The organism is Mesorhizobium kowhaii (assembly GCF_003253745.1).
Lineage (GTDB): Bacteria > Pseudomonadota > Alphaproteobacteria > Rhizobiales > Rhizobiaceae > Mesorhizobium > Mesorhizobium kowhaii.
In genome coordinates, this window is record NZ_MZXV01000013.1 from 1,152,209 (window position 1) to 1,176,098 (window position 23,890).

The 23,890-nt window shown below is 62.8% G+C and carries 25 protein-coding genes; 17 read left to right on the top strand and 8 right to left on the bottom strand.

The window, feature by feature from the left end; genetic code table 11:
* Position 1 precedes the first annotated feature (1 nt).
* From B5V02_RS08205 to B5V02_RS08220, 4 genes are all read left to right on the top strand, one after another.
* Complete coding sequence (locus tag B5V02_RS08205; RefSeq protein ID WP_111543608.1) at positions 2-1,252, top strand: Zn-dependent hydrolase; 1,251 nt, start codon at positions 2-4, stop codon at positions 1,250-1,252.
* A gap of 64 nt (positions 1,253-1,316) precedes the next feature.
* Positions 1,317-2,768, top strand: coding sequence for a dihydropyrimidinase (gene hydA / locus B5V02_RS08210; RefSeq protein WP_111543609.1), 1,452 nt, complete (start codon positions 1,317-1,319; stop codon positions 2,766-2,768).
* Positions 2,765-3,142, top strand: coding sequence for a hypothetical protein (locus B5V02_RS08215; RefSeq protein ID WP_245445772.1), 378 nt, complete (start codon positions 2,765-2,767; stop codon positions 3,140-3,142). Before hydA ends, B5V02_RS08215 begins: the two co-directional genes overlap by 4 nt.
* 16 nt (positions 3,143-3,158) lie before the next feature.
* Positions 3,159-3,536 carry a hypothetical protein gene (locus B5V02_RS08220; protein WP_167458401.1) on the top strand — a complete coding sequence of 126 codons (378 nt, stop codon included), beginning with the start codon at positions 3,159-3,161 and terminating at the stop codon, positions 3,534-3,536.
* 29 nt (positions 3,537-3,565) lie between these two features.
* Here the strand turns inward: B5V02_RS08220 and B5V02_RS08225 are convergent, their stop codons facing one another.
* Positions 3,566-3,964 carry a cupin domain-containing protein gene (locus B5V02_RS08225; protein WP_111543612.1) on the bottom strand — a complete coding sequence of 133 codons (399 nt, stop codon included), beginning with the start codon at positions 3,962-3,964 and terminating at the stop codon, positions 3,566-3,568.
* A gap of 130 nt (positions 3,965-4,094) precedes the next feature.
* On the opposite strand from B5V02_RS08225, the gene B5V02_RS08230 reads away from it, so the two are divergent.
* The 4 genes from B5V02_RS08230 to B5V02_RS08245 are packed head-to-tail and all read left to right on the top strand — an operon-like array spanning position 4,095 to position 7,942.
* Positions 4,095-4,886, top strand: a complete 792-nt coding sequence (locus B5V02_RS08230; protein WP_111543613.1) for an ABC transporter ATP-binding protein — start codon at positions 4,095-4,097, stop codon at positions 4,884-4,886.
* A gap of 13 nt (positions 4,887-4,899) precedes the next feature.
* Entirely contained in the window at positions 4,900-5,778 is an 879-nt protein-coding gene (locus tag B5V02_RS08235) for an ABC transporter permease (RefSeq protein WP_111543614.1), read from the top strand.
* Positions 5,775-6,929: an ABC transporter permease gene (locus tag B5V02_RS08240; RefSeq protein WP_111543615.1), complete on the top strand. Its 1,155-nt coding sequence runs from the start codon at positions 5,775-5,777 to the stop codon at positions 6,927-6,929. Before B5V02_RS08235 ends, B5V02_RS08240 begins: the two co-directional genes overlap by 4 nt.
* A 41-nt stretch (positions 6,930-6,970) precedes the next feature.
* Entirely contained in the window at positions 6,971-7,942 is a 972-nt protein-coding gene (locus B5V02_RS08245) for an ABC transporter substrate-binding protein (RefSeq protein WP_111543616.1), read from the top strand.
* Between the two features lie 70 nt (positions 7,943-8,012).
* On the opposite strand, the gene B5V02_RS08250 is transcribed toward B5V02_RS08245, so the two are convergent.
* Positions 8,013-8,471 (bottom strand): Lrp/AsnC family transcriptional regulator, encoded by a 459-nt coding sequence (locus B5V02_RS08250; RefSeq protein WP_111543827.1) that lies wholly within the window; start codon positions 8,469-8,471, stop codon positions 8,013-8,015.
* A gap of 113 nt (positions 8,472-8,584) precedes the next feature.
* On the opposite strand from B5V02_RS08250, the gene B5V02_RS08255 reads away from it, so the two are divergent.
* Positions 8,585-9,868: a cystathionine gamma-synthase family protein gene (locus B5V02_RS08255; protein WP_111543828.1), complete on the top strand. Its 1,284-nt coding sequence runs from the start codon at positions 8,585-8,587 to the stop codon at positions 9,866-9,868.
* Positions 9,869-10,012: 144 nt separating this feature from the next.
* Entirely contained in the window at positions 10,013-10,453 is a 441-nt protein-coding gene (locus tag B5V02_RS08260; RefSeq protein WP_111543617.1) for a CHRD domain-containing protein, read from the top strand.
* 101 nt (positions 10,454-10,554) lie between these two features.
* On the opposite strand, the gene B5V02_RS08265 is transcribed toward B5V02_RS08260, so the two are convergent.
* The 3 genes from B5V02_RS08265 to B5V02_RS08275 form a co-directional block, all read right to left on the bottom strand.
* Positions 10,555-12,204 (bottom strand): thiamine pyrophosphate-binding protein, encoded by a 1,650-nt coding sequence (locus B5V02_RS08265; protein WP_111543618.1) that lies wholly within the window; start codon positions 12,202-12,204, stop codon positions 10,555-10,557.
* Complete coding sequence (locus tag B5V02_RS08270; RefSeq protein ID WP_111543619.1) at positions 12,201-13,376, bottom strand: CaiB/BaiF CoA transferase family protein; 1,176 nt, start codon at positions 13,374-13,376, stop codon at positions 12,201-12,203. The genes B5V02_RS08265 and B5V02_RS08270 overlap by 4 nt, the downstream gene beginning before the upstream one ends.
* Before the next feature lie 81 nt (positions 13,377-13,457).
* Positions 13,458-14,390, bottom strand: a complete 933-nt coding sequence (locus B5V02_RS08275) for an alpha/beta fold hydrolase (protein WP_111543620.1) — start codon at positions 14,388-14,390, stop codon at positions 13,458-13,460.
* Positions 14,391-14,579: 189 nt separating this feature from the next.
* Between B5V02_RS08275 and B5V02_RS08280 the strand changes: the two genes are divergently transcribed.
* Positions 14,580-15,587: a ribonuclease T2 family protein gene (locus B5V02_RS08280; RefSeq protein ID WP_111543621.1), complete on the top strand. Its 1,008-nt coding sequence runs from the start codon at positions 14,580-14,582 to the stop codon at positions 15,585-15,587.
* Positions 15,588-15,673: 86 nt separating this feature from the next.
* Positions 15,674-16,288: a hypothetical protein gene (locus B5V02_RS08285; protein ID WP_111543622.1), complete on the top strand. Its 615-nt coding sequence runs from the start codon at positions 15,674-15,676 to the stop codon at positions 16,286-16,288.
* A gap of 324 nt (positions 16,289-16,612) precedes the next feature.
* Here B5V02_RS08285 and B5V02_RS08290 read toward each other — a convergent pair whose 3' ends face one another.
* Positions 16,613-17,722, bottom strand: a complete 1,110-nt coding sequence (locus tag B5V02_RS08290) for a GGDEF domain-containing protein (protein WP_245445774.1) — start codon at positions 17,720-17,722, stop codon at positions 16,613-16,615.
* Positions 17,723-17,997: 275 nt separating this feature from the next.
* Here B5V02_RS08290 and ettA point away from each other — a divergent pair, with 275 nt between their 5' ends.
* From ettA to B5V02_RS08315, 5 genes are all read left to right on the top strand, one after another.
* A complete protein-coding gene (gene ettA / locus B5V02_RS08295; RefSeq protein WP_111543623.1) occupies positions 17,998-19,647 on the top strand; it encodes an energy-dependent translational throttle protein EttA in 1,650 nt (549 codons plus the stop codon).
* A 40-nt stretch (positions 19,648-19,687) separates the two neighbouring features.
* Complete coding sequence (gene tam, locus B5V02_RS08300; RefSeq protein WP_111543624.1) at positions 19,688-20,455, top strand: trans-aconitate 2-methyltransferase; 768 nt, start codon at positions 19,688-19,690, stop codon at positions 20,453-20,455.
* 103 nt (positions 20,456-20,558) lie between these two features.
* Positions 20,559-20,894 carry a hypothetical protein gene (locus tag B5V02_RS08305; protein ID WP_111543829.1) on the top strand — a complete coding sequence of 112 codons (336 nt, stop codon included), beginning with the start codon at positions 20,559-20,561 and terminating at the stop codon, positions 20,892-20,894.
* Positions 20,895-21,001: 107 nt separating this feature from the next.
* Positions 21,002-22,123 (top strand): beta-ketoacyl-ACP synthase III, encoded by a 1,122-nt coding sequence (locus tag B5V02_RS08310; protein ID WP_111543625.1) that lies wholly within the window; start codon positions 21,002-21,004, stop codon positions 22,121-22,123.
* Positions 22,124-22,350: 227 nt separating this feature from the next.
* The gene (locus tag B5V02_RS08315) at positions 22,351-22,767 is read left to right on the top strand and encodes a GFA family protein (RefSeq protein ID WP_111543626.1); all 417 of its coding nucleotides are present in this window, start codon (positions 22,351-22,353) and stop codon (positions 22,765-22,767) included.
* Between the two features lie 15 nt (positions 22,768-22,782).
* On the opposite strand, the gene B5V02_RS08320 is transcribed toward B5V02_RS08315, so the two are convergent.
* A complete protein-coding gene (locus tag B5V02_RS08320; RefSeq protein ID WP_111543627.1) occupies positions 22,783-23,361 on the bottom strand; it encodes a methyltransferase family protein in 579 nt (192 codons plus the stop codon).
* 115 nt (positions 23,362-23,476) lie between these two features.
* Positions 23,477-23,875: a VOC family protein gene (locus tag B5V02_RS08325; RefSeq protein WP_111543830.1), complete on the bottom strand. Its 399-nt coding sequence runs from the start codon at positions 23,873-23,875 to the stop codon at positions 23,477-23,479.
* Positions 23,876-23,890: the final 15 nt, after the last annotated feature.

Genomic DNA, 23,890 nt, shown 5'->3' on the forward strand with positions numbered 1-23,890 from the left:
AATGGCCGCACCCGGCGAGAATCTGCGAATCAATTCAGACCGTTTGTGGGATTCGATAATGGAGATGGCGAAGATCGGCCCCGGCATTGCCGGCGGCAACAATCGCCAGACCGTGACCGACGAGGATGGCGAGGGCCGGCATCTGTTCAAGCGCTGGTGTGATGCGGCCGGGCTCGAAATGGGCGTCGACGAAATGGGCACCATGTTCGCCCGCCGCGAAGGCACCGATCCCGACGCGTTGCCTGTCTATGTCGGGAGCCATCTCGATACGCAGCCGACCGGTGGCAAATATGACGGCGTGCTCGGTGTGCTCGGTGGGCTTGAAGTGGTGCGCTCGCTCAACGACCTCGGCATCAAGACCAAACATCCGATCGTCGTCACCAATTGGACCAACGAGGAGGGCGCGCGCTTTGCGCCGGCGATGATGGCGTCCGGCGTGTTTGCCGGCGTGCTCGACCAGGCCGATGTCTACGAACATGTTGACAAGCAAGGCAAGAAATTCGGCGAGGAGCTGGAGCGCATCGGCTGGAAGGGCGCCGAGAAGGTCGGCGACCGCAAGATTCACGCCTTCTTCGAACTGCATATCGAGCAGGGGCCGATCCTTGAGGATGAAGGCATCGACATCGGTGTCGTCACCCACGGGCAAGGTTTGAAATGGCTGCAGGTGACGCTGACCGGCAAGGAGTCGCATACCGGTTCGACGCCAATGCCCAAGCGCCGCAATGCCGGGCTTGGCATGGCCAGGGTGATCGAACTGGTGCACGAGATCGCCATGGACTACCAGCCCGACGCCGTCGGCGCGGTCGGCCATATGGAGGTGTTTCCCAACTCGCGCAACATCATCGCCGGCCGCACCGTTTTCACCATCGACATCCGTTCACCCGAGAAGGAAGTGCTGGATGCGATGGACGGCCGCATCCGCGAAGGCATCGACACGATCTGCGAGGCGCTCGACATCCAGTACAAGATCGAACAGGTCGGCGCCTTCGACCCGGTCACCTTTGACGCCGGCTGCGTCAAGGCAATCCGCGATGCCGCCGACCGCCTCGGCTATTCGCACCGAAACATCGTCTCCGGCGCTGGCCACGATGCCTGCTGGATCAATCGCGTTGCGCCGACCGCCATGGTGATGTGCCCCTGCGTCGACGGGCTCAGCCACAACGAGGCCGAGGACATCACGAAGGAATGGGCGTCGGCCGGCGCCGACGTGCTGTTCCACGCTGTGGTGGAGACGGCTGTCATCGTGGAGTGAGCTTATAATCCGCATTCCAAACGTCGCTCGCAAGAAGCGCGAAGAGAACAAGGGAACAAGAAAAATGACCAAAGTCATCAAAAACGGCACCATCGTCACCGCCGACCGCACGTGGAAGGCCGATGTGCTGTTCAAGCACGGTAAGATCGCCGCCATCGGTTCGGACCTGCATGGCGACCACGAGTTCGACGCCACCGGCTGTTATGTGATGCCGGGCGGCATCGATCCGCACACCCATCTCGAAATGCCGTTCATGGGCACCTATTCGGCCGATGATTTCGAATCCGGCACGCGGGCGGCTCTTGCCGGCGGCACCACGATGGTGGTCGATTTCTGCCTGCCGGCGCCGCAGCAGTCGCTGCTCGAAGCCTTGCAGATGTGGGACAACAAGACCTCGAAAGCATCCTGCGACTATTCCTTCCACATGGCGATCACCTGGTGGGGCAAGCAGGTGTTCGACGAGATGGCCACCGTCGTCGACAAGGGCATTACCTCGTTCAAGCACTTCATGGCCTACAAGGGTGCGCTGATGGTCGACGACGACGAGATGTATGCGTCGTTCCAGCGCTGCGCCGACCTTGGCGCGCTGCCTCTGGTGCATGCCGAGAATGGCGACGTGGTTGCAGCCCTGTCGCAGAAGCTGCTTGCGGCCGGCAACAATGGCCCGGAGGGCCACGCCTATTCGCGGCCGCCGGAAGTGGAAGGCGAGGCGACCAACCGCGCCATCATGATCGCCGACATGGCGGGTGTGCCGCTCTATGTCGTGCATGTCTCCTGCGAGCAGAGCCACGAGGCCATTCGCCGGGCGCGCCAGAAGGGCATGCGCGTGTTCGGCGAGCCGCTGATCCAGCACCTGACGCTCGACGAGAGCGAGTATTTCGACAAGGACTGGGACCATGCGGCGCGCCGCGTGATGAGCCCGCCCTTCCGCAACAAGCTGCACCAGGATTCGCTGTGGGCCGGCCTGCAGGCGGGTTCGCTGCAGGTGGTGGCGACCGACCATTGCGCCTTCACCACCAAGCAGAAGCGCAACGGCGTCGGCGATTTCACCAAGATCCCGAACGGCACAGGTGGGCTGGAAGACCGCATGCCGGTGCTGTGGACCACGGGTGTCAACACCGGACGGCTGACGATGAACGAGTTCGTCGCGGTGACCTCGACCAACATCGCCAAGATCCTCAACATGTATCCGAAGAAGGGCGCGATCGTCGAAGGTGCTGACGCCGACATCGTTGTCTGGGATCCAAAGCGCAAGAAGAAGATCTCGGCGAAGAAGCAGCAATCCGTCATCGACTACAATGTCTTCGAAGGGTTCGAGGTGACCGGCCTGCCGCGCTTCGTGTTCTCGCGCGGCGAGCTGTCGATCCAGGAGGCCGAGGTCAAGGCCAAGCCGGGGCATGGCGAGTTCGTCGGCCGCGAGCCGAACGCGGCGGTCAACCGGGCGCTATCGACGTGGAAGGAAATTTCCGCGCCGCGCAAGGTCGAACGCACCGGCATCCCGGCGACCGGGGTTTGAGTTTGACGCGCTCGGCCGCGCTCATCTCGTTGGTCCTGGCTGCAGTTGTCGCTGGTCCGGCAACCGCGGCCGGTGTGCTGGCCGGCTCCTGGGGCAACGATGGCGGCTGTGCCGGCGTCAAGGCCGGTTATCAGGACAGCGATGCCTATATCGTGCTGACCGCCGAGGGCATCGAGACTTATGGCAGCGGCTGCCGGTTCGCGCAGCAATTGACGTCGGTGCTGGGTGCCCAATCGCTGACTTCGACCTGTTCCGCCGAGGGCGAGGCGGGGACGACGATCGAAACCGTTGTGGTCACCAACAAGGGGGAGGATGGGTTCTTCGTCACCATTCCCGGCCTTGAAGAAATGGGGCCGCTGCAATCATGTTCGTGACGTTGGGGGGATGAGCATGCGCGGTTTTTGTCTGTCTGTTGCGATGGTTCTCGTGCTGGCGGCCGGTCAGGCTTCGGCGGCAGGCATCGATCTGTCCAAGCCCTACGGCAACAAGTCCGGCTGCATCAACAAGAATGGTCAGAAAGTCTATGCCGAGGATATGCTGCTGTTGACGGACACGGATCTGATCACCGTGGCAAGCGCCTGCACATTCACCGACAAGCAGGCGAAGCTCGATGGCTCGCTGACCATCAAGGCGCAATGCGAGGCGGAAGGCGAGGATGGACAATCGCCGGCCGAGTTCACCGTCAAGCACAGTCCCAAGAACGCCAAGAAGCTGGTCATCACCGACGAGGACGGCAACGTCATGGGGGAAGTCTCCCGGTGCCGATGACGGTCAAATCACCATCGGCGCTGCCGGCTTCAGGCGACCAGCGCGTCCAGTTCCGGCAACAGGACGACGCTTTCCTGTTCGTTGGGATCGGTGCGGGCGATGACGGCCGACGACGGGGCGCCACTCAGATTGGCCGGGAGATGCGGCACGCCGGCCGGAATGTAGAAGAGGTCGCCGGCCTTGACGACGATATGATGCTCCAGCCGGTCGCCATACCAGGTATGGACCTCGCCGGAGAGCACATAGATCGCCGTTTCATGGCTCTCGTGCATATGCGCCTTGGCGCGGGCGCCGGGCGGCATGGTGAGCATATGCATGCAGATGCCGGAGGAGCCGACGGTTTCAGCGGCGATGCCTGCGAAATAGGTCAATCCCTGCTTGCCTTCATAAGTGGTTTCAGGGCGGATAAGATGACAAGTGGGCAACATCGGGGAAACTCCGGGCGTCGATTGAGTGGGACAAAGTCAATGGGACGGGGCGAGTGGAAAACAACATCGCGATAAAAGCAATCGGATTCCGGCTGGCGCCGCAGGGCCGGGAACGGGCAGGCTGCAGCCGATGACAGGGACTTCGCCAGCCGTCGTTTCGGCAAGCAAACTCGGACTGACCTTCCAGACCAATGACGGGCCGGTGCAGGCGCTGTCCAATGTCGACCTGACCATCGGCAAGAGGGAGTTCGTTTCCTTCATCGGGCCGTCGGGCTGCGGCAAGACCACCTTGCTGCGCGTCATCGCCGACCTGGAGAAGCCGACCTCGGGGACGATTTCGGTCAACGGCATGACGCCCGAACAGGCGCGCGAGAAACGCGCCTATGGCTATGTCTTCCAGGCCGCCGCGCTGTTTCCGTGGCGCACCATCGAGCGCAATGTGGGGCTGCCGCTGGAGATCATGGGCCTGTCCAAGGCGGAGCAGGCGCAGCGGATCAAGCGCACGCTCGACCTCGTCAATCTCAGCGGTTTCGAGAAGAAATATCCCTGGCAGCTTTCCGGCGGCATGCAGCAGCGCGCCTCGATCGCGCGTGCGCTGGCCTTCGACGCTGACCTTCTGTTGATGGACGAGCCGTTCGGCGCGCTGGACGAAATCGTGCGCGACCACCTCAACGAGCAATTGCTGGAGCTGTGGGGCAGCACGAACAAGACCATCTGCTTCGTCACCCACTCCATTCCGGAAGCCGTGTATCTGTCGACGCGCATCGTCGTCATGTCGCCGCGGCCGGGCCGTGTCAGCGATGTCATCGAATCGACGCTGCCGAAGGAGCGGCCGCTCGACATCCGCGAGACGCCGGAATTCCTGGCCATCGCCGCGCGCGTGCGCGATGGGCTGCGGGCAGGGCACAGCTACGATGATTGAGGCGGTGCGCTAGATGGACAGCTTCCGCGACAAGCTCGTTCCGGTGACCTCGATCCTCGCGGGCGTGGTCGTGCTCTGGTATGTTTTCGCCGTCATCCTCAACACGCCGTTCCAGCGCGATCTCGACCGCCGCGCCGGTGAAACGCCGGCGTTGAGCGAGTTCATCGGCAAGACGCTGTCGCAGCCGAAGCCGACGCTGCCGGCGCCGCATCAGGTGGCGGTGAATTTCTTCGAGAACACCTTCCTGCGCAGCGTCACTTCGAACCGCAGCCTCGTCTACAATGCCTGGGTGACGCTGTCGTCGACGCTGCTCGGTTTCGCTTTCGGCACGGCGCTCGGCATCATCATCGCCGTCGGCATCGTGCATGTGGCAACGCTCGACCGCAGCCTGATGCCGTGGATCATCGCCTCGCAGACCATTCCCATCCTGGCGGTGGCGCCGATGATCATCGTCGTGCTGGCGGCAATCGGCATCACCGGCCTGATCCCGAAGGCGATGATCTCGACCTATCTGTCGTTCTTCCCGGTGACCGTCGGCATGGTGAAGGGCCTGCGCTCGCCCGAGATCATGCATCTCGACCTGATGCACACCTACAACGCCAGCGCCTCGCAGACCTTCTGGAAATTGCGCGTGCCGGCCTCGGTGCCGTTCCTGTTCACCTCGATGAAGGTGGCGGTGGCGGCAAGCCTCGTCGGCGCCATCGTCGGCGAACTGCCGACCGGTGCGGTCGCCGGTATCGGCGCCAAGCTTTTGGCAGGCGCCTACTACAGCCAGTCCATCGACATCTGGTCGGCGCTGGTCGCCGGTTCGGTGGTGGCAGCACTTCTGGTCATGGTGGTCGGCATTGCCGGGCGCATCGTCGACCGCGCCATGGGCGGGAGGCCGGCATGAACTGGCTGAAACCCTCCTGGCAAGCGGTGCTGGCCATCGTGCTGTGCCTGATCGCGGTGGCGCTCGGTGCGATGTCGAAGCCGGAAGCGGCAGCGCTTGCCGACCCGGCAGCCAGCTTCAACTACCCCTATATCGGAACGAAGGGCTTGATGTTCGGTCTGGTCGCGCTGGCGGCGCTGATCTCGATGACCAGGATCCCGCTCCTTGCAGAGGCGGTGGTGCTGTTCGTCGGCGCTCACCTCGTCGCTTGGCTGTTGATATCAGGCATATCCGGTTTCGAAGGCACCGCACTGGCGTCGTACTTTTTGCTGCTCACGGCCGCCTGGCTGCTCGGCTGGCGCTGCGTCGCCGTCCTGTCGGGACTTCGCCCGATGGCAAGCTGGACCCGCACGGCGCTGCGCCTGATCATCCCCGCCATCTTCGGCGCCTGGATCCTGATCATCTGGGAAGCGGTGACGCGCGGCGCTGGCATCCCCTTCATCCTGCTGCCGCCGCCGAGCGCCATCGGCGCGCGCATCGCCAGCTCGCTGCCGGTGCTCGGCGCCGATGTCCGGCAGACCATCTTCAAGGCGGTGATCTTCGGCTATGTCGTGGGCAGCGGCGCCGGCTTCATCACCGCGATCCTCGCCGACCGCGTACCGTTCCTGCGGCGCGGCCTGCTGCCGATCGGCAACATGGTCTCGGCGCTGCCGATCATCGGCGTCGCCCCCATCATGGTCATGTGGTTCGGCTTCGACTGGCAATCCAAGGCGGCCGTCGTCATCATCATGACCTTCTTCCCGATGCTGGTGAACACGGTCGCCGGGCTTGCCGCTTCCGGCCATATGGAGCGCGATCTGATGCGCACCTATGCGTCGGGCTATTGGCAGACGCTGCTGAAGCTCAGGCTGCCGGCAGCCGCGCCATTCATCTTCAACGCGCTGAAGATCAACTCGACGCTGGCGCTGATCGGCGCCATCGTCGCCGAGTTCTTCGGCACGCCTGTGGTCGGCATGGGCTTCCGCATCTCGACCGAGGTCGGGCGGATGAACATCGACATGGTCTGGGCCGAAATCGCAGTTGCAGCACTTGCGGGTTCGGTCTTTTATGGCGTGGTCGCTCTTGTCGAAAGAGCCGTCACGTTTTGGCATCCCTCTGTCCGTGGTGGATAGGGGCGGTGGGTTTAAGGGTGCTAACTTCAGAGGGTAAAAAGATGAAAAGACTGATTATTCCTGTTCTGGCCGGCGCGATGTCGCTGGCCGCGTTCCAGGCAATGGCCGCCGACAAGGTGACGTTGCAGCTGAAATGGGTCACGCAGGCCCAGTTTGCCGGCTACTATGTTGCCAAGGCCAAGGGTTTCTACGAGGCTGAAGGCCTCGACGTCGACATCAAGCCGGGCGGCCCCGACATTGCGCCGGAGCAGGTGATCGCCGGCGGCGGCGCCGATGTCATCGTCGACTGGATGGGCGGTGCGCTGGCCGCCCGCGAAAAGGGCGTGCCGCTGGTCAACATCGCCCAGCCGTTCAAGAAGGCCGGCATGGAGCTGGTCTGCCCGAAGGACGGCCCGATCAAGACCGAAGCCGACTTCAAGGGCCACACGCTCGGCGTCTGGTTCTTCGGCAACGAATATCCGTTCTATGCCTGGATGAACAAGCTTGGGCTCAAGACCGATGGCGGCCCGGATGGCGTCACCGTTCTGAAGCAGAGCTTTGACGTGCAGCCGCTGATCCAGAAGCAGGCGGATTGCATCTCGGTCATGACCTACAACGAGTACTGGCAGCTGATCGACGCCGGCTACAAGCCGGAACAGCTGACCGTGTTCAACTATTCGGCGATGGGCAACGACCTGCTCGAGGACGGGCTCTATGCGTCGGAAGACAAGCTCAAGGATCCGGCCTTCGAGGACAAGATGGTGCGTTTCGTGCGCGCCTCGATGAAGGGCTGGAAATACGCCATCGACAACAATGACGAGGCCGCAGGCATCGTCATGGACGGTGGCGGCCAGGACGAGAACCACCAGAAGCGCATGATGAGCGAAATCGCCAAGCTGGTCGACAATGCCGACGGCAAGCTCGACCCGGCGACCTACGAGCGCACCGCCAAGGCGCTGCTCGACCAGAAGATCATCACCAAGGAGCCGACCGGCGCCTACACCACCGCCATCACCGACAAGGCGGTCAAGTAAATATGCCAGAGCATGATCCCCGAAAAGATCATGCTCAAACAACAAGATCGCGGCGCCTCTGGCAAAAATGTCAGAGGCGCCGTTCCTTTATGGTGTTCATGACGAAGCTGGTCTCGATCGAGGCGACGCATTGCAGCCGCGCGATCTTTTCCTTGATGAAGCGCTCGTACTGTTCGAGGCTGCCAGTCACCACCTTCAGCACATAGTCGCGCGAACCGGTGACGAGGTGGCATTCCAGCACCTCTTCCCAGCCGCGGATCGCGTCCTCGAACATGACGATCTCGTCCTCGTTCTGCCGGCTGAGCCGGATGGTTGCGATGGCGACCATGCTCCAGCCGAAGGCGGCCGGATCGACCAGCGTGGTGTAGCCTCTGATGACGCCGGTCTCCTCCAGCCGCCGCACCCTCCTCAGACAGGGCGACGGCGACAGGCCGATCCGCTCGGCAAGCTCGTTGTTGGTGATGCGGGCGTCGGCCTGCAGCTCACGCAGAATCCTGCGGTCGAAATCATCGGCTATCTTCTGCTGCACTTTCGGCCTCTCCAGGCAATTTGTTGCGAGGATGCAGCCATGCGCGCCCAAAAATAGCAAAGACTGCGCGATGAGGATCGCATAAATTGCACCTCGAAAAGCAGGAAAAAGCCATGCCCGCGCCACGCCCTTCGAAAACCCATATCGGCAACCACAAGCTCCACCCGGAGACGCTGATGCTGAGCTATGGCTTCGATCCGCAGCTTTCGGAGGGCGCGGTCAAGCCGCCGGTGTTCCTGACCTCGACCTTCGTGTTCAAGTCGGCGGAAGAGGGACGCGACTTCTTCGACTACACCTCGGGCCGCAAGGAGCCGCCGAGCGGCACGGCGTCCGGCCTGGTCTATTCGCGCTTCAACCATCCCAACAGCGAGATCGTCGAGGACCGGCTGGCGATCTATGAAGGGACGGATGCCTGCATCCTGTTTTCATCAGGCATGTCGGCGATCGCGACGACACTGCTCGCCTATGCTCGCCCGGGTGACGTCATCCTGCATTCGCAGCCGCTTTATGGCGGCACCGAGACGCTCTTGACGCGCACGCTTTCGGGCTTCGGTATTGGTGCTGTCGGCTTTGCGGATGGCGTCGACGAGACGGCGGTGCGCGCGGCGGCCGAAGCTGCAGTCGCGAAGGGCCGCGTCTCGGTCATCCTGATCGAGACGCCGTCAAATCCGACCAACAGCCTTGTCGACATCGCGCTGATGCGCAGGATCGCCGACGAGATCGGCGTCAGGCAAGGCTCGACGCCGATTGTCGTCTGCGACAATACGCTGCTCGGTCCGGTGTTCCAGAGGCCGATCGAACATGGCGCCGATGTATCCGTCTATTCGCTGACCAAATATGTCGGCGGCCATTCCGACCTGATCGCGGGCGCCGCCATGGGCAGCAAGGCGGTCACCAAGCCGATCAAGGCGCTGCGCGGTGCGATCGGCACGCAGCTCGATCCGCATTCCTGCTGGATGCTCGGCCGCTCGCTGGAGACACTGTCGATCCGCATGGAGCGGGCGAACGACAATGCACGCCTGGTCGCCGAATTCCTGCGCGATCATGCCAAGGTCGAAAAGGTGCATTATTTGCCGTTCCTGGGCGAGGACACGCCGGCGGGCCGTGCGTACCGCGCGCAATGCAGCGGCGCCGGCTCGACATTCTCCTTCGACATACGCGGCGGAGAGAAGGCGGCTTTCGCCTTTCTCAACGGGCTGCAGATCTTCAAGCTGGCGGTGAGCCTCGGCGGAACGGAATCGCTGGCCAGCCACCCCGCTGCGATGACCCATTCAGGCATTCCCTTCGACGTGCGCCAACGCATCGGCGTGCTGGAGACCACGGTCAGGCTGTCGATCGGTGTCGAGCACCCGGACGATCTGATCGCCGACCTGACGCAGGCGCTGGCGGCGGTCTGACGGCTACCTTCCCCAAAAGCGAGGGCAGGACGGGCGATCATCACAAATGCGTGTGGTGGGATACATTACGCCGCCCAGCCGTTGCGTTGTGGCATACGCGCGCCATGGGGCGTGACGGATGCGACAGCCAATCGGAGATTCTTCATGCGCACCCAATCCTTCCTGCCGGCACTCTCGGCGCTGGCCATTTCGACCGCTTTCCTGTTCGCATCGCCAGCCATGGCCGACATGGAAAAGTTCAAGGCGACGCTCGATGGCGGCCAGCAGAGCCCGCCCGTCACCACGAAGGGCAAAGGCACGGCGACTTTGACGTTCGACACCGCCAAGAAGAAACTCAGCTGGAACGTCAAATATTCCGGCCTGAGCGGGCCGGCGACGGCCGCGCACATCCACGGCCCGGCGGCGATGGGTGAAAACGCTGGACCCGTCATCCCGTTCAAAAAGCTCAAAAGCCCGATCAAGGGATCGGAAACGTTGACCGATGCCCAGGCGGCTGACCTTGAGGCCGGCAAATATTACGTCAACGTCCACACCGCCGCCAACAAGGACGGCGAGATCCGCGGCCAGATCGAAAAGGCGAAGTAGGTAACGTCGCCCCGAGGGCGATTATTGCGCTGCGTGACGCTTCCCCCTCTGTCCGGCAGGATGGAGGGGGCGCGAAGGTATTCGGCCTATGCCGTTGGTGCTTATGCCTTGTCGCGAATCTGGGTCATCGTCCGGGTCGGCGTGATCGCCTCGGGGTCGAGCCTGATCTCGACGATCGCCGGCTTGCCGCTGGCGCGGGCGCGCTCGAAGGCTGGGGCGAAATCCGCCGTCTTCTCGACCGTCTCGCCATGGCCGCCATAGGCGCGGGCCAAGGCCGCGAAGTCCGGATTTTTGAGATCCGTGGCCACGACGCGGCCGGGATATTCGCGCTCCTGATGCATGCGGATGGTGCCGTAGATGCCGTTGTTGACGACGACAACGACGATCGGCAGGTCATACTGGACGGCGGTGGCAAACTCCTGCCCATTCATCAGGAAGCAGCCGTCGCCGGCGAAGGCAACCACGGTGCGCTCCGGAAACAGCTCTTTGGCGGCGACCGCGGCAGGGGTGCCGTAGCCCATCGAGCCTGACGTCGGTGCTGCCTGCGTGGCGAAGCGGCGGAAGCGGTGGAAGCGGTGCACCCAGGTGGCGTAATTGCCGGCGCCGTTGGTGAGGATGGCATCGTCGGGCAGCATCTTTTCGAGATAGTTCATGATCGGCCCCATCCGGACCGGGCCGGGGCCGCTTTCGGGCGGCGTCGACCAGTCGAGATAGGCGGCATGCAGCTTTGGCGTCTCGGCTGCCCAAACGGGTGCCGAGGTCGGCTTGCGCTTGGCGAAGGCTTGAACGAAGGCCGAAGGCGAGGCGTTGATCGCCAGAGTCGGCCGGTAGACGCGGCCGAGTTCGCCGGCATCGGCATGGATGTGGACCAGCGTCTGTTCGGGGTAGGGGCTCTTCAAAAGCGTGTAGTCGGAGGACGGCATTTCGCCCATGCGGCCACCGATCAACAGCACGAGATCGGCCTGCTTGATCACTGTGGCCAGCTTCGGATTGATGCCGATGCCGACATCGCCGGCATAGTTCGGATGCAGATGGTCGAACAACATCTGGCGGCGGAAGGAACAGCCGACCGGCAGCGACCAGGCTTCGGCGATCGAGCGCATCTGCGCCACGGCCTCGGCATCCCAGCGCGTGCCGCCAAGGATGACGAACGGCCGTTTGGCCTTGGACAGCAATCCCTCCAGCGCGTCGAGTTCGGCTTCGCCCGGCCGGGTTTCGACCGGTGTGTGCGGCAAGGCGATGGGCGCTTCGACGACACTGGTCAGCATGTCTTCCGGCAGCGAGATGACCACCGGGCCGGGACGGCCCGAGGTCGCCACCGCGAAGGCGCGGGTGACGAATTCCGGGATGCGCGAGGCGTCATCGATCTCGACCACCCATTTGGCGATGTCGCCAAAGAATCTCTTGTAATCCACCTCCTGGAAGGCCTCGCGCTCCTTGGCGTGGCTGGCGACCTGGCCGATGAACAGGATGACAGGAATAGAATCCTGCATGGCGATGTGGATACCGGCAGACGCATTGGTGGCGCCGGGGCCACGGGTGACGAAGCAGATGCCGGGCTTGCCGGTCAGGCGGCCGTGGCAATCGGCCATCATGGCGGCGCCGCCTTCCTGGCGGCAGACGATGGTGCGGATCGCCGAATCGTGCAGCGCGTCGAGCACCGCCAGGTAGGATTCACCGGGCACGCAATAGATGCGGTCGGTGCCGTTGGCTTCGAGCGCATCGACGATCAGTTGTCCGCCGGTCTTCATTGTCCAGACTTCTCCAGTTCGGCAAGGATTTCTTGCGTGTGCTCGCCCAGGCGCGGCGAGGGGCGCTCATAGACAAGCGGCGTGCCGGACATGACCATCGGTGCGCGCACTGAAGGCAGAAGATTGCCATGGCCGTCGTCGAGGTCGAGCCGCATGCCGCGCGCGATCGTCTGCGGGTCGGCGAACATCTGGCCGATCGTGTTGATCGGGCTCGCCGGCACGCTTGCCGCTTCCAGCTTTGCCAGCAGCGCGTCGCGGTCAAAAATCTTCAGCGCCTCGATCATGTGTTGGCGCAGCTTGACCCGGTTGGCGACGCGGGCCGGATTGGTGGCGAAGTCAGGATTCGACGGCAATTCGTCCAATCCGACGGCGGCGCAGAATTTGGCGAACTGGCCGTCATTGCCGACCGCCAGGATGATGTGGCCATCCCTGACCGGCACCACCTCGTAAGGCGCAATGTTCATATGCGCGTTGCCCATCTGCACCGGCGACTTGCCGGAGACGAGATAGTTCAGGTTCTGGTTGCCGAGCGCTGAAATCTGGGTGTCGAAGAGCGCCATGTCGATGTGCTGGCCGTCGCCGGTCTGCTCGGCATGGCGAAGCGCCGCCTGAATGGCGATGACGGAATAAAGGCCGGTGAAGATGTCCGAGATGGCGACGCCGGCCTTTTGCGGCTCGCGGCCGACCTCGCCGGTGATCGACATCATGCCGGCCATGGCCTGGATGATGAAGTCGTAGCCCGCGCGTGGCGCGTAGGGTCCATCCTGACCAAAGCCGGTGATCGAGCAGTAGACGAGGCGGGGGTTGGTCTTGCGCAGGCTGTCATAGTCGAGGCCGTATTTCTTCAGGCCGCCGAGCTTGAAGTTCTCGATCAGCACGTCCGAAGTCGCGACCAGCCGGCGCACCGTCTCGGCACCCTCAGGTGTCGAGAAATCGATGGCGATGGAGCGCTTGCCGCGATTGCAGGAATGGTAATAGGCGGCCGACAGGTTCTCGCCGTCCTTGCCCATGACGAAGGGCGGGCCCCATTTGCGGGTGTCGTCGCCGCCATCGGGGCTCTCGACCTTGATGACATCGGCGCCGAGATCGGCAAGCAACTGCCCGGCCCATGGCCCGGCAAGGATGCGGGCGAGTTCGACGACGCGGACGCCTTTCAGCGGGGGCTCAGTCATAGATCACCGTGGTTGATCGAAAGCAGAGCCTCTATCAAGCCCTGCAACGGCTGTCACGGCTCTTGCGATAGGCCAATCCCTTCAACCCTTCAGCACGCCGTCGGCCCAAGCCGCGAAATCGCCCATGATAATGTCGCGATTCACCTCGTTCAGGCTTTCGTGGCGGGTGTCGGGGTAAACCTTTGAAACCAGATTCGAAAAGCCCATCTTGCGCATGCGATTGGCAAGATGCGTGATCCCCTTGCCGTAATCCGAGGCGGGATCCTTTTCGCCACCGACGGTGCCGACGGGGAGGTCGCGTCGGATGCCGGCAAAGCCGGCATCCTTGCCGCCGTTGAGCGCCATGCCGACGACGTCGCGCCACATCGACACCGATGCATCCCAGCCGCAAAGTGGATCGGCGATGTATTTCGCCACCTCCGCCTCGTCGCGCGACAGCCAGTCGAACAATGTGCGGTGATTTGGCACCGCCTTGCCCCAGGCCTGGAAGGTGAGTTTCGGCAGCAGGCGCGAGGGGACATCCGAGCCCAGCCGCATCCGTTCCCAGCCAAGGATGCCCAGGGCCAGTTGGCCGAGCAGCCCTTGCGAGAAGTTGCCGTTCCAGATCGCGGCCGCATGAACGCGAGGCGAGTGGCGCAGCAGGTAGTTCAGCGCCACGGAAGCACCCATCGAATGGCCGAAGAGGACGACCGGCAGGTTCGGCTGTTCGCTGGCGATCAGATCATGGATGGCGTCGACGTCGGCGATCACCTTGGCGCTACCGTCCCTGTCGGCGAACCTGCCAAGCGGCGCGTCGGGCGCCTTGGTCGCGCCATGGCCGCGATGATCGTGGACATAGACGTGGAAGCCGCGTGGCGCGAGAAAATCGGCAAAGCGGGCATAGCGCGCGGCGTGCTCTGCCAGCCCGTGATTGATCTGGACGACGGCACGTGCCCGGCCATCGGCTTGCCTGACGAAAAGATTGAGATCGGCACCGGTCGGAGAGGCAACCACGCGCTGCTGGCTGAATGACATGCCGCTCGGTCTCCAGGCTCTGGCCGCCACCGTGGCGCCGGCTTTGTTTGCGCCGGCACCGGTTTTGCGTCAATCCGCCCTGCCTGCTTTTCCGCGACGATGTTTCTTGCCTTTGGCCAGCAAAATATCGCAATTCTGACATGGAGACAGCTTCAGTCTGTCGCCCACTTCTTCAGCCGGGGATTTTCCATGCGCATTGGTGTTGTTTTCGGATTGGCCATGCTGGTGGCGTCGTTGGCCGATGCTGCGCATGCCGACGTCAAGATGAGCGGCACCTTCGTTGCCGACGCGGCCTGTCCGGCAACGCAAGCCATCAAGAACGGCAAGAACCCCGGCAATGTCTCGACCGACGCCGGACAGAGCTACCAGCTGTTTGCCGGCAACAAGGATGCGCCGACGCACTATCTCATCCTGGTGCCGGGCGCCGATCCGGAGCGCCGTTGGGTGAAGGTCAGTTGCGGCCATGTCTCCGGCAGCAGCGCCGCGACGGTGCCGGCAGCACCTGGCGGGCAAGGCAAGCCGGCGGCTTCGGGAAAACCCGAATATGTCTTCGCGCTGAGCTGGCAGCCGGCCTTTTGCGAGACCAAGTCAAGCAAGACCGAATGCAAGGCGCAGAGCGCCGGCGATTTCGACGCGACGCATTTCACCTTGCACGGGCTGTGGCCGCAGCCGAACGGCAATTTCTATTGCCAGGCGACAGCGAGCGACAAGGCCAACGACAATCCGGCCCACTGGAAGGACCTGCCGCCGGTCAATTTGGATGCCAACACCCGCACGGAACTCGACCAGGTGATGCCGGGTACCGCTTCCCATCTCGAGCGGCATGAATGGGTCAAGCACGGCACTTGCTACGGCAAGAGCCAGCAGGACTATTTCTCCGACGCGCTCAATTTGATGCGTGCCGTGAACAGCTCGCCGGTGCGCGATCTCTTTGCCAAGAACATTGGTGGGAAACTGACGGCGGACCAGATCCGCGGTGCCTTCGACAGCGCCTTTGGCGCTGGAGCAGGGGACCGGGTGCGCGTCTCCTGCGTCATCGATCCGTCGAGCGGCAGGCGGCTGATCGGCGAACTGACGCTCGGCCTTGCCGGCCCGATCGGTCCCGACAGCTCGCTCAAGGACCTGCTGCTGGCTTCGGTGCCGACCAACAAGGCCGGTTGCCCGACCGGCACCGTCGACGCGATCGGGTTCCAGTAAGCACTGGCTGAACGCAGACGCCGGACTGTCGCTTTGCCGCGTCGTGGTGCTATGCTGCGCCGAGCATCATTCGGGCGGGGGTCGCAATGGATGGCATGACGAGCAGCGCGCTGGCGCGGCTGGCTTTCTGGGCTAAGGGTATGGTCGCGATCAGCGACGGCCGCATGGAATGGCCGGGTTTTTCCTACACCGACACCGAGTGGGCGCGGATGCGGACGCTCTCCGAACCGATCGGCACCGGCACCTACCAGCTGTTCACCATCGTCAATGCGGTGATCTTCATCACGATTGCGGCGCTCGGCATTTTCGGCGTCTTCCTGCCGCTGGCGACGGTGTTGTTTCCGGTGCCGGCCGAGACCAGCGCGCTGAAGTTTTCGCTGCTGCTGGCGGCCTGCGCCTTCCTCATCATCGGGCTTGGCCTGCCGATCTCGATGCGCCTTTCGGCAGTGCTGGTGGCCGGCAAGGCGGTGCGTGCGACGCTGATCACCGCGCCCGGCGACGAGGCGCTGGCCTCAAAAGTGTCCTGGCAGATCAACCGCATCATGCTGATCATGTGCGGCCTGCTGGTGCCGGGCATCCTGCTGTTCATCGCCTACGACATCGAAGCCGAGCCGATCATCACCGCGCTGAAATGGCTGGCGATCGCGCTGATGGCGGTCTCTACTTTGGCCGGCATACGGCGGCAGAAAAAGTCACCGTAAGCGCTCACAGCTGAGCACGATCTCTGGACAAACGGTTTCCGTTTGTCCGAGAAAACCGGATTCCACTTTTCGGGATCGTGCTCTATCTCTTCGTTTTGACGCAATTCCGGACGGAAAACCGTTTCACACTTTTCCTGGAATTGCTCTAAATCTGCGCGGATTTGGTCCATGCAACGGCGGCGTCGGCCTCGTGGCCGCCCGGTTCGCCGACAATGCGATCGCGCCCGGTCGACTTCGCCTTGTAGAGGCGCTGGTCGGCAAGCGCGAACAGATCGGCAAGGCAGCGCGTCGTTTCGCTGACGCTGGAGACACCGGCGCTGACGGTCAGGTCGAAGCGGCTCTGGTGTTGGCGGAGGCCTTGACCGCGTGGCGGATGCTTTCGCCAAACAGCCTGGCGACCGAGTGCGGACGCGAACTGAGGATGGCGAATTCCTCGCCGCCGATCCGGAACACCTGGTCTTCGGCGCTTGCCGCTTCGCCGAGCAGGGTCGCAACGGCTTTCAGCACCTTGTCGCCTTCGGCATGGCCGAAACGGTCGTTGATCGACTTGAAATGATCGACATCGATGATCAGCAGGCTGAGCGGCTTCGCCGTGCGCAGGCTGACCTGGACAGCCGCTTCACCATCGCTGTCGAAGCGCCCCCTGTGCAGCAGACCGGTCAGGCCGTCCCGGCCGACATGTTCGACCAGCGCCTCATAGCGCTCGCGATAGGTCAGCGTGTCGAAGATGTCGGTCAGTCCGCGCGGCACCGGGATCTGGCGTTCCTCGAACCATCTGAGATAGGCCACGAGCATGGTGCTGAAGGTCAGCGCCGCGATCATCTTGGCAAACCAGCCGCCGAAAAACACCGCGATCGGCGCGCCGGCGACGAAATGCAGCGCGGTGAAGAACCCCGCCTGGTCGAAGGTGAGCACGCAGGCGACCGAAATCAGGATGCGCGCGAACTGTGCCTTGCGCAGGTAACGCCCAAGCTTTTCATAGAGCAGGATGATCAGGATGGCGTCGACGACGAGCAGCGTCGTGCCCCACACCATCAGCCAGCCCATCTCGTCGATGAAGCCGATGTCGGGGAGCCTGCCATCGGGAAGCACGGCGATGGCGTGCAGACGCAACAGCAGCACCAGCCCGATCATCAGCGCGTTGCCAAGCAGCAGGCCATAGATCGGCTGACGCACGGTGGCGGCGTCCTCCTTCATGTAGAGCAGCAAAAGCATCACCAGCTTGCCCGAAAACAGCACCGCCGAGCCCGGTGAGACCATGCCGAACGGCAAGGCGACGTAGAACACGCTGGCGAGATAGGTCTCGAGAAAGTGCATGACGCCGAGCGCGCAGACGAACACGCCGAGGCCAATGCGCTTTCTGAAACGGAAAAGCGTCACCATGACGCTGAAGTAGACGACCGCTTCGGCAAGGAGCAGGAAACTGTTCAGCAACGCCGTCGATCCGATCTTTTCTCCTGAAATCGCGGCAAACCAGCGATTCCACCTCGATCCTGTTTTGACGCGGAAGGGTTAACGGAGCTTTCATCGCGCCCGGCGACCGACGGAAAACTTCACCGGTTGACGGACACTTCCGCGTGTGACCGGCTTGAAGCGGCAAAAGCGATTGCCGTTCGCCGCCGCATCGCCTACATAGCGGCCAACCTCCATTCAATTTGACAAATCCAGTCAGTTTCTCTGGGCCAGTCAGTTTTTCAGGGAAAGCGCGCGTGGCACGCCAGTTCATCTATCACATGGCCGGCCTCAACAAGGCCTATGGCACCAAGAAGGTGCTCGAGAATGTCCATCTCTCCTTTTATCCCGACGCCAAGATCGGCATCCTCGGCCCCAACGGCTCGGGCAAGTCGACGATCCTCAAGATCATGGCCGGGCTCGACAAGGAGTGGAACGGCGAGGCGTGGCTGGCCGAAGGCGCTACCGTCGGCTACCTGGCACAGGAGCCGGCGCTCGATCCGGCCAAGACCGTGTTCGAGAACATCATGGAAGGCGTTGCCGCCAAGACCGCCGTCATCGAACGCTACAACGAATTGATGATGAACTATTCCGACGAGACGGCCGACGAGTCGGCCAAACTCCAGGACGAGATGGACCGGCTGAACCTGTGGGACCTCGAACAGCAGGTCGAGATGGCGATGGAAGCGCTGGGCTGCCCGCCCAAGGAAGCCGATGTCACCAAGCTGTCCGGCGGCGAGCGTCGCCGCGTGGCGCTTTGCCAGCTTCTGCTGCGCCAGCCTGACCTGCTGCTGCTCGACGAACCGACCAACCATCTCGACGCCGAAACCACGGCGTGGCTGGAAAAGCACCTGCGGGCCTATCCGGGCGCCGTGATGATCATCACCCACGATCGCTACTTCCTCGACAATGTCACCGGCTGGATCCTCGAACTCGACCGCGGCCGCGGCATTCCCTATGAGGGCAACTACACCAAATATCTCGAAGCGAAGGCCAAGCGCCTCAAGCAGGAAGGCCGCGAGGACGACGCCCGCCAGCGCGCCATTGGCCGCGAGCGCGAGTGGATCCAGTCCAGCCCGAAAGCCCGCCAGACCAAGTCCAAGGCGCGTATCCAGGCGTTCCAGGATCTGTTGGATGCCGCCGACAAGCGGCGTCCGAGCGATACGCAGATCGTCATTCCGCATGGCGAGCGGCTCGGCAATGTGGTGATTGAGGCGGAAGGCCTGTCGAAGGGCTTTGGCGACACGCTGTTGATCGACGGCCTGGAATTCAAGCTGCCGCCCGGTGGCATCGTTGGCGTCATCGGCCCGAACGGCGCCGGCAAGACGACGCTGTTTCGTATGATTACCGGCCAGGAAAAGCCGGATGCGGGCTCTGTCCGCGTCGGCGAGACGGTCAAGCTCGGCTATGTCGACCAGAGCCGCGATGCGCTCGATCCGTCAAAGACGGTGTGGGAGGAGATTTCGGGTGGCGCCGAAGTGGTCAAGCTCGGCAAGTTCGAGGCCAACACGCGTGCCTATTGCGCCTCGTTCAACTTCCGTGGCGGCGACCAGCAGCAGAAGGTCGGCAATCTGTCCGGTGGCCAGCGCAACCGCGTGCACCTGGCCAAGATGCTGAAGACCGGCGGCAACGTGCTGCTGCTCGACGAACCGACCAACGATCTGGATACGGAAACGCTGGCGGCGCTCGAAGACGCGCTGGAAAATTTCGGCGGCTGCGCGGTCATCATCTCGCACGATCGTATGTTCCTCGATCGCCTGGCCACGCACATCCTTGCCTTCGAGGGCGACAGCCATGTCGAATGGTTCGAGGGCAATTTTGAGGACTACGAGCAGGACAAGATCCGCCGCCTCGGGCCGGATGCCGTCAATCCGCACCGCATGACCTACAAGAGGCTGACGCGGTAAGGGGTTTTCGGGCGGCGAATTCTCAAAATGAGGAGTTCACATGGCTGATTGGTCCGCCGCCCAATATCTGAAATTCGAAGATGAGCGCACGCGACCCGCGCGTGATCTCGCAGCACAAGTGCCGGTGGATTTCCCGCGCCGAGTCGTCGACATCGGCTGCGGGCCGGGCAACTCGACCGAGCTGCTTGTCGAGCGCTGGCCGAACGCTGAGGTGAGCGGTTTCGATACCTCGCCAGACATGATCGAGAAGGCGAGGGCGCGTCTGCCTGACGTCACCTTTGACCTTGCCGACGCGTCCAAGTGGCAGCCGGCGGAGCCGGTCGACGTGATCTTCGCCAATGCGGTGTTCCAGTGGCTGCCGGAGCATCCGGCGGTGTTCCAGCGGCTGATGGGTTTCCTCGCCCCAGGCGGCGCGCTGGCCATCCAGATGCCCGACAATATGGGCGAGGACTCGCATTGCCTGATGCGGGAGACTGCCACTGAAATGCCGTTTGCCGACAAGCTCAAGGGCGCGGCACGCGGGCCGTTGCCGTCGGTGTCGTTCTACTATGACCTGCTGTCGCCGCTCAGTGAACGGATGGACATCTGGCACACCATCTACAACCATCCGCTTGCCGACGCCGAGGCGATCGTTGAATGGGTGAAATCGACCGGGTTGAAACCGTTCCTCGATCCGCTCGAGGCGGACGAGCGCAAAATGTTCCTCGACAGCTACACGGCCAAGATCGCCAAGGCCTATCCGAAGACGGCGAGCGGCAAGGTGCTTTTGCGCTTTCCGCGCATCTTCATCGTCGCCAAGCGGGCTTGATTGTCCACCTTGCGCGTCGCCAATTGCAGCCGCTTGACCCGGTTTCGTCACCGTGCGCATTTCATCGCGTTGGGGTCACGATGACCAGTGGCGGGGGTGGATGATGACATTGAAAAAGATGCTTTTCGGCGGCGGCGTGTGCACGGCGGCCCTTCTGGCGTTCTCGATCTCGGCAGAGGCCAAGCGGGCGCGCTGCTATACCAGCGATGACGGTTATTTCTCGTGCAGCTATCGCGCGATCGACGATGCGGGCAGCTTCCGCATCTCGGCGCCGGGATTTCCGACCTATGTCCTGGAGATCGACGGGCCTGGCTTCGCCTATGGCTATGTCAATCTCGGCCATCGCAACGTACCGTTGCCGGGGCAGTTCGTGCGCAGCCGCGACGACGGCGCCTGCTGGAACAACCCGCAGACCAACACCAAGTTGTGCGCCTGGTGAAGTCAGGCTTAAGTCGGCGTAAACCGCCTCGGTGAGAAAAGTGTTGCGCCGGAGCGTTCCGGCGCCCACATGAAGCCCGCAACGCCTGCGGATGGGACGGACTGGACATGCATCGCGTCATCATCAGCGGCATTGGCGTTGAAATTCCCGAACCCACGATCACCAATGAAGAACTGGTCGCCAGCTTCAATGCCTGGGTCGACATGGAGAATGCGCGCCGTCAGGGCACTGACGAGCCGCCGCTGGCGAAATCGGACAGCGACTTTATCGTCCACGCCTCGGGTGTGCGCACCCGCCATGTGATCGAGCGCGAAGGCATTCTGGATCCGACCCGCATGGCGCCGCGTATTCCGGCGCGGCCCGATGACGCGCCGTCGCTGGAGGCCGAGTTCGGCATCGCCTCGGCGCGAAAAGCTCTCGACCATGCCGGACTTGAACCGTCCCAGATCGATCTGATCATCTGCTCGGCCTCGCACCACCAGCGGCCTTATCCGGCGATCGCCATCGAAATGCAGGAGGCGCTGGGCACAAGGGGCGCCGGCTTCGACATGGGGCTTGGCTGTTCGTCCGCCGCGGCGGCCCTTCACATGGCGGTCAATTTGGTGCGCTCGGGTGCGCACAAGCGCATTCTGGTGACGACGCCGGAAATCATCACCGGCCATCTCAATTTCCGCGACCGGCAGACGCATTTCATCTTCGGCGATGCCTCGGTGTCGATGGTGGTGGAGGGACTTGCTCAGGGCGACAAACGGCCGGGGCGTTTCGAGGTGCTGGACACACGCATCTGGACGCAGATGTCGAACAACATCCGCACCAATCTGGGCTATCATACCCGCACCGCCCAGGAGGATCCCTACATGATCAACCTGGAAGGCAATCTGATCAAGCAGGTCGGTAACAAGGTGTTCAAGGAAGTCACCGTCGCCGGGCAGAAGTTCATCGTCGAGTTCCTGGCCGAGCACGGGCTGACGCCGCAGGCGGTCCGGCGCTTCTGGCTGCATCAGGCCAATGCGCGCATGAATGCCATGATCCTGAAACTGTCGTTCGGCCACGAGGTCGACCACGACCGCGCGCCGATGGTGCTGGAAAGGCTGGGCAACACGGCGGGTGCCGGCGCCATTGTCGCGCTGTCGGAGAACCATGCCGACATGAAACCCGGCGATTTCGGCTTGATCTGCGCCTTTGGCGCGGGGTATTCCATAGGCGGCGCGCTTCTCAGAATGCTCTAGACTCGGGCATTCCACATTCAGCCGGCCTGCGAATGGGCGGCGTCCTACGCACCCGGTGCTCACGCACCCAAAAGTGCGCTCCGTTCCGGTTCTCGGGCCAATCTGGTCCCTTTCGCGCCCGTCTTCCACTCCCGCTCAGCCTGACCTGACTCTCAACACATCCTGTGTTGGGGAGTGTCTCCGTTTGAAATCAACACGATCTCGCTTCAGAAAAGGAGGGTTTTCCAATGATTGATGCCCGATGCAACTGCGGTGCTCTCACGCTCACGCTTCCAGGATCCTCAAAACTGGTCGTCGCCTGTCATTGTCTTGACTGCCAACGCAGGACCGGCGCGCCATTTGGCGTCGGCGCCTTTTATCCGATCGACGCCGTTGCCATCTCCGGAACTGCGAAAGAGTTCACCCGCGAGGCAGCCAGCGGCGGCAAGGTCCACACCTACTTTTGTCCCAATTGCGGATCGACGATCTATTGGAAGGCCGACAAGCTACCATCGCTGATCGGCATTGCAGTCGGCGCGCTGGCAGACCCCAAATACCCGTCCCCCGCCAGATCGGTTTTCGAGCAGTCGAAACATGATTGGGTTCAAATTGACGGTGCCGTCGAACACTTCCAGCAAAGCAGTGCGGCAAAAAATTCAAACTGAAACACAACCTGGCGTTCAACTGCCGTATCGGACCGGAGCGAACGGCACCAGCATCGGGACGCGCCTGGCATAATCGTCATAGGCACTGCCCAACTCGCCGCGCAGGAAGCTTTCTTCCAGTCTTGCCTTCGTCACGATGCCGATGATGGGCAAAGCGGTTCCGGCAATGCCCCAGACCGTACCCTTGGCCGCCATGGTGGCCAGGATCGCCAGCAGCAGTCCGGTGTAGATCGGATGCCGGACCAGCTCATACGGGCCGGTGTCAACAACGTGGTGCCCGGCCTTGGCGGTGATGGTTCCCGACCACAGCCTGCCGAGATGCAGGCGCGCCCACCAGGCAAAGGCGATGCCGATGGCGATCAGGGCGACACAGATCCATGCCTCGGCGAAGTTCGGCATCCATAACCTGAGCCGGCCTTCATAGCCGTGCGCTGGAATGAACAGCAACACCGCGCCAACCAGCCAGAGAACCCGATAGCGAACCTCCGCCCTGAACCCGGCGCGTTTCTGGGCCGGGTCGGCCCAGAGCGCTGCGGCGGCCCAAGTTGCCGCCCAGATCAACCAAAGCAGAGCGATTGCCGTCCCGGGTTGCAATGGTGAGTCTCCTGAAACTGCCTGGCTGTCACCATGAAACCGGCGCAGCGCGTCAGCAATGCGGCGCAGCTTGGGACTGGTTCCATTTCAGGTAAGAAGATCGTGATCCGCGCCCTCATTCATTGGGGCAGCTGAACATCCACTGCACGCCAAAGGCGTCGACCAGCATGCCGAAGCTGGTTCCCCAATATTGCCGCGCCAGGGGCACGGTGATCCGGCCGCCTGCGGCGATGCGGGCGAAAAGCTCCCACATCGCCGGCAGGCTGTCGAATTCCAGACAAAGGGCGGAGCCCTTCATTGGCTCCGCATCGTCATTGTCCGAGGCATGAAACAGCACGCCCGGGCCTTCGAACCGCGCATGCAACACCTTTCCGCGCATGGCTTCGGTTCGCACCGGCATGGTGTTGTCGCCCCAGCGCAGCAGGATCGTTCCCCGGCCAAGGCCGCACTGTTCGTAGAAGGCCAGTGCCGGCTCGCAATTGGTGGTGAAGAACAGCGAAGGGGAGAGCCGCATCGGTTCGCTCCTGTT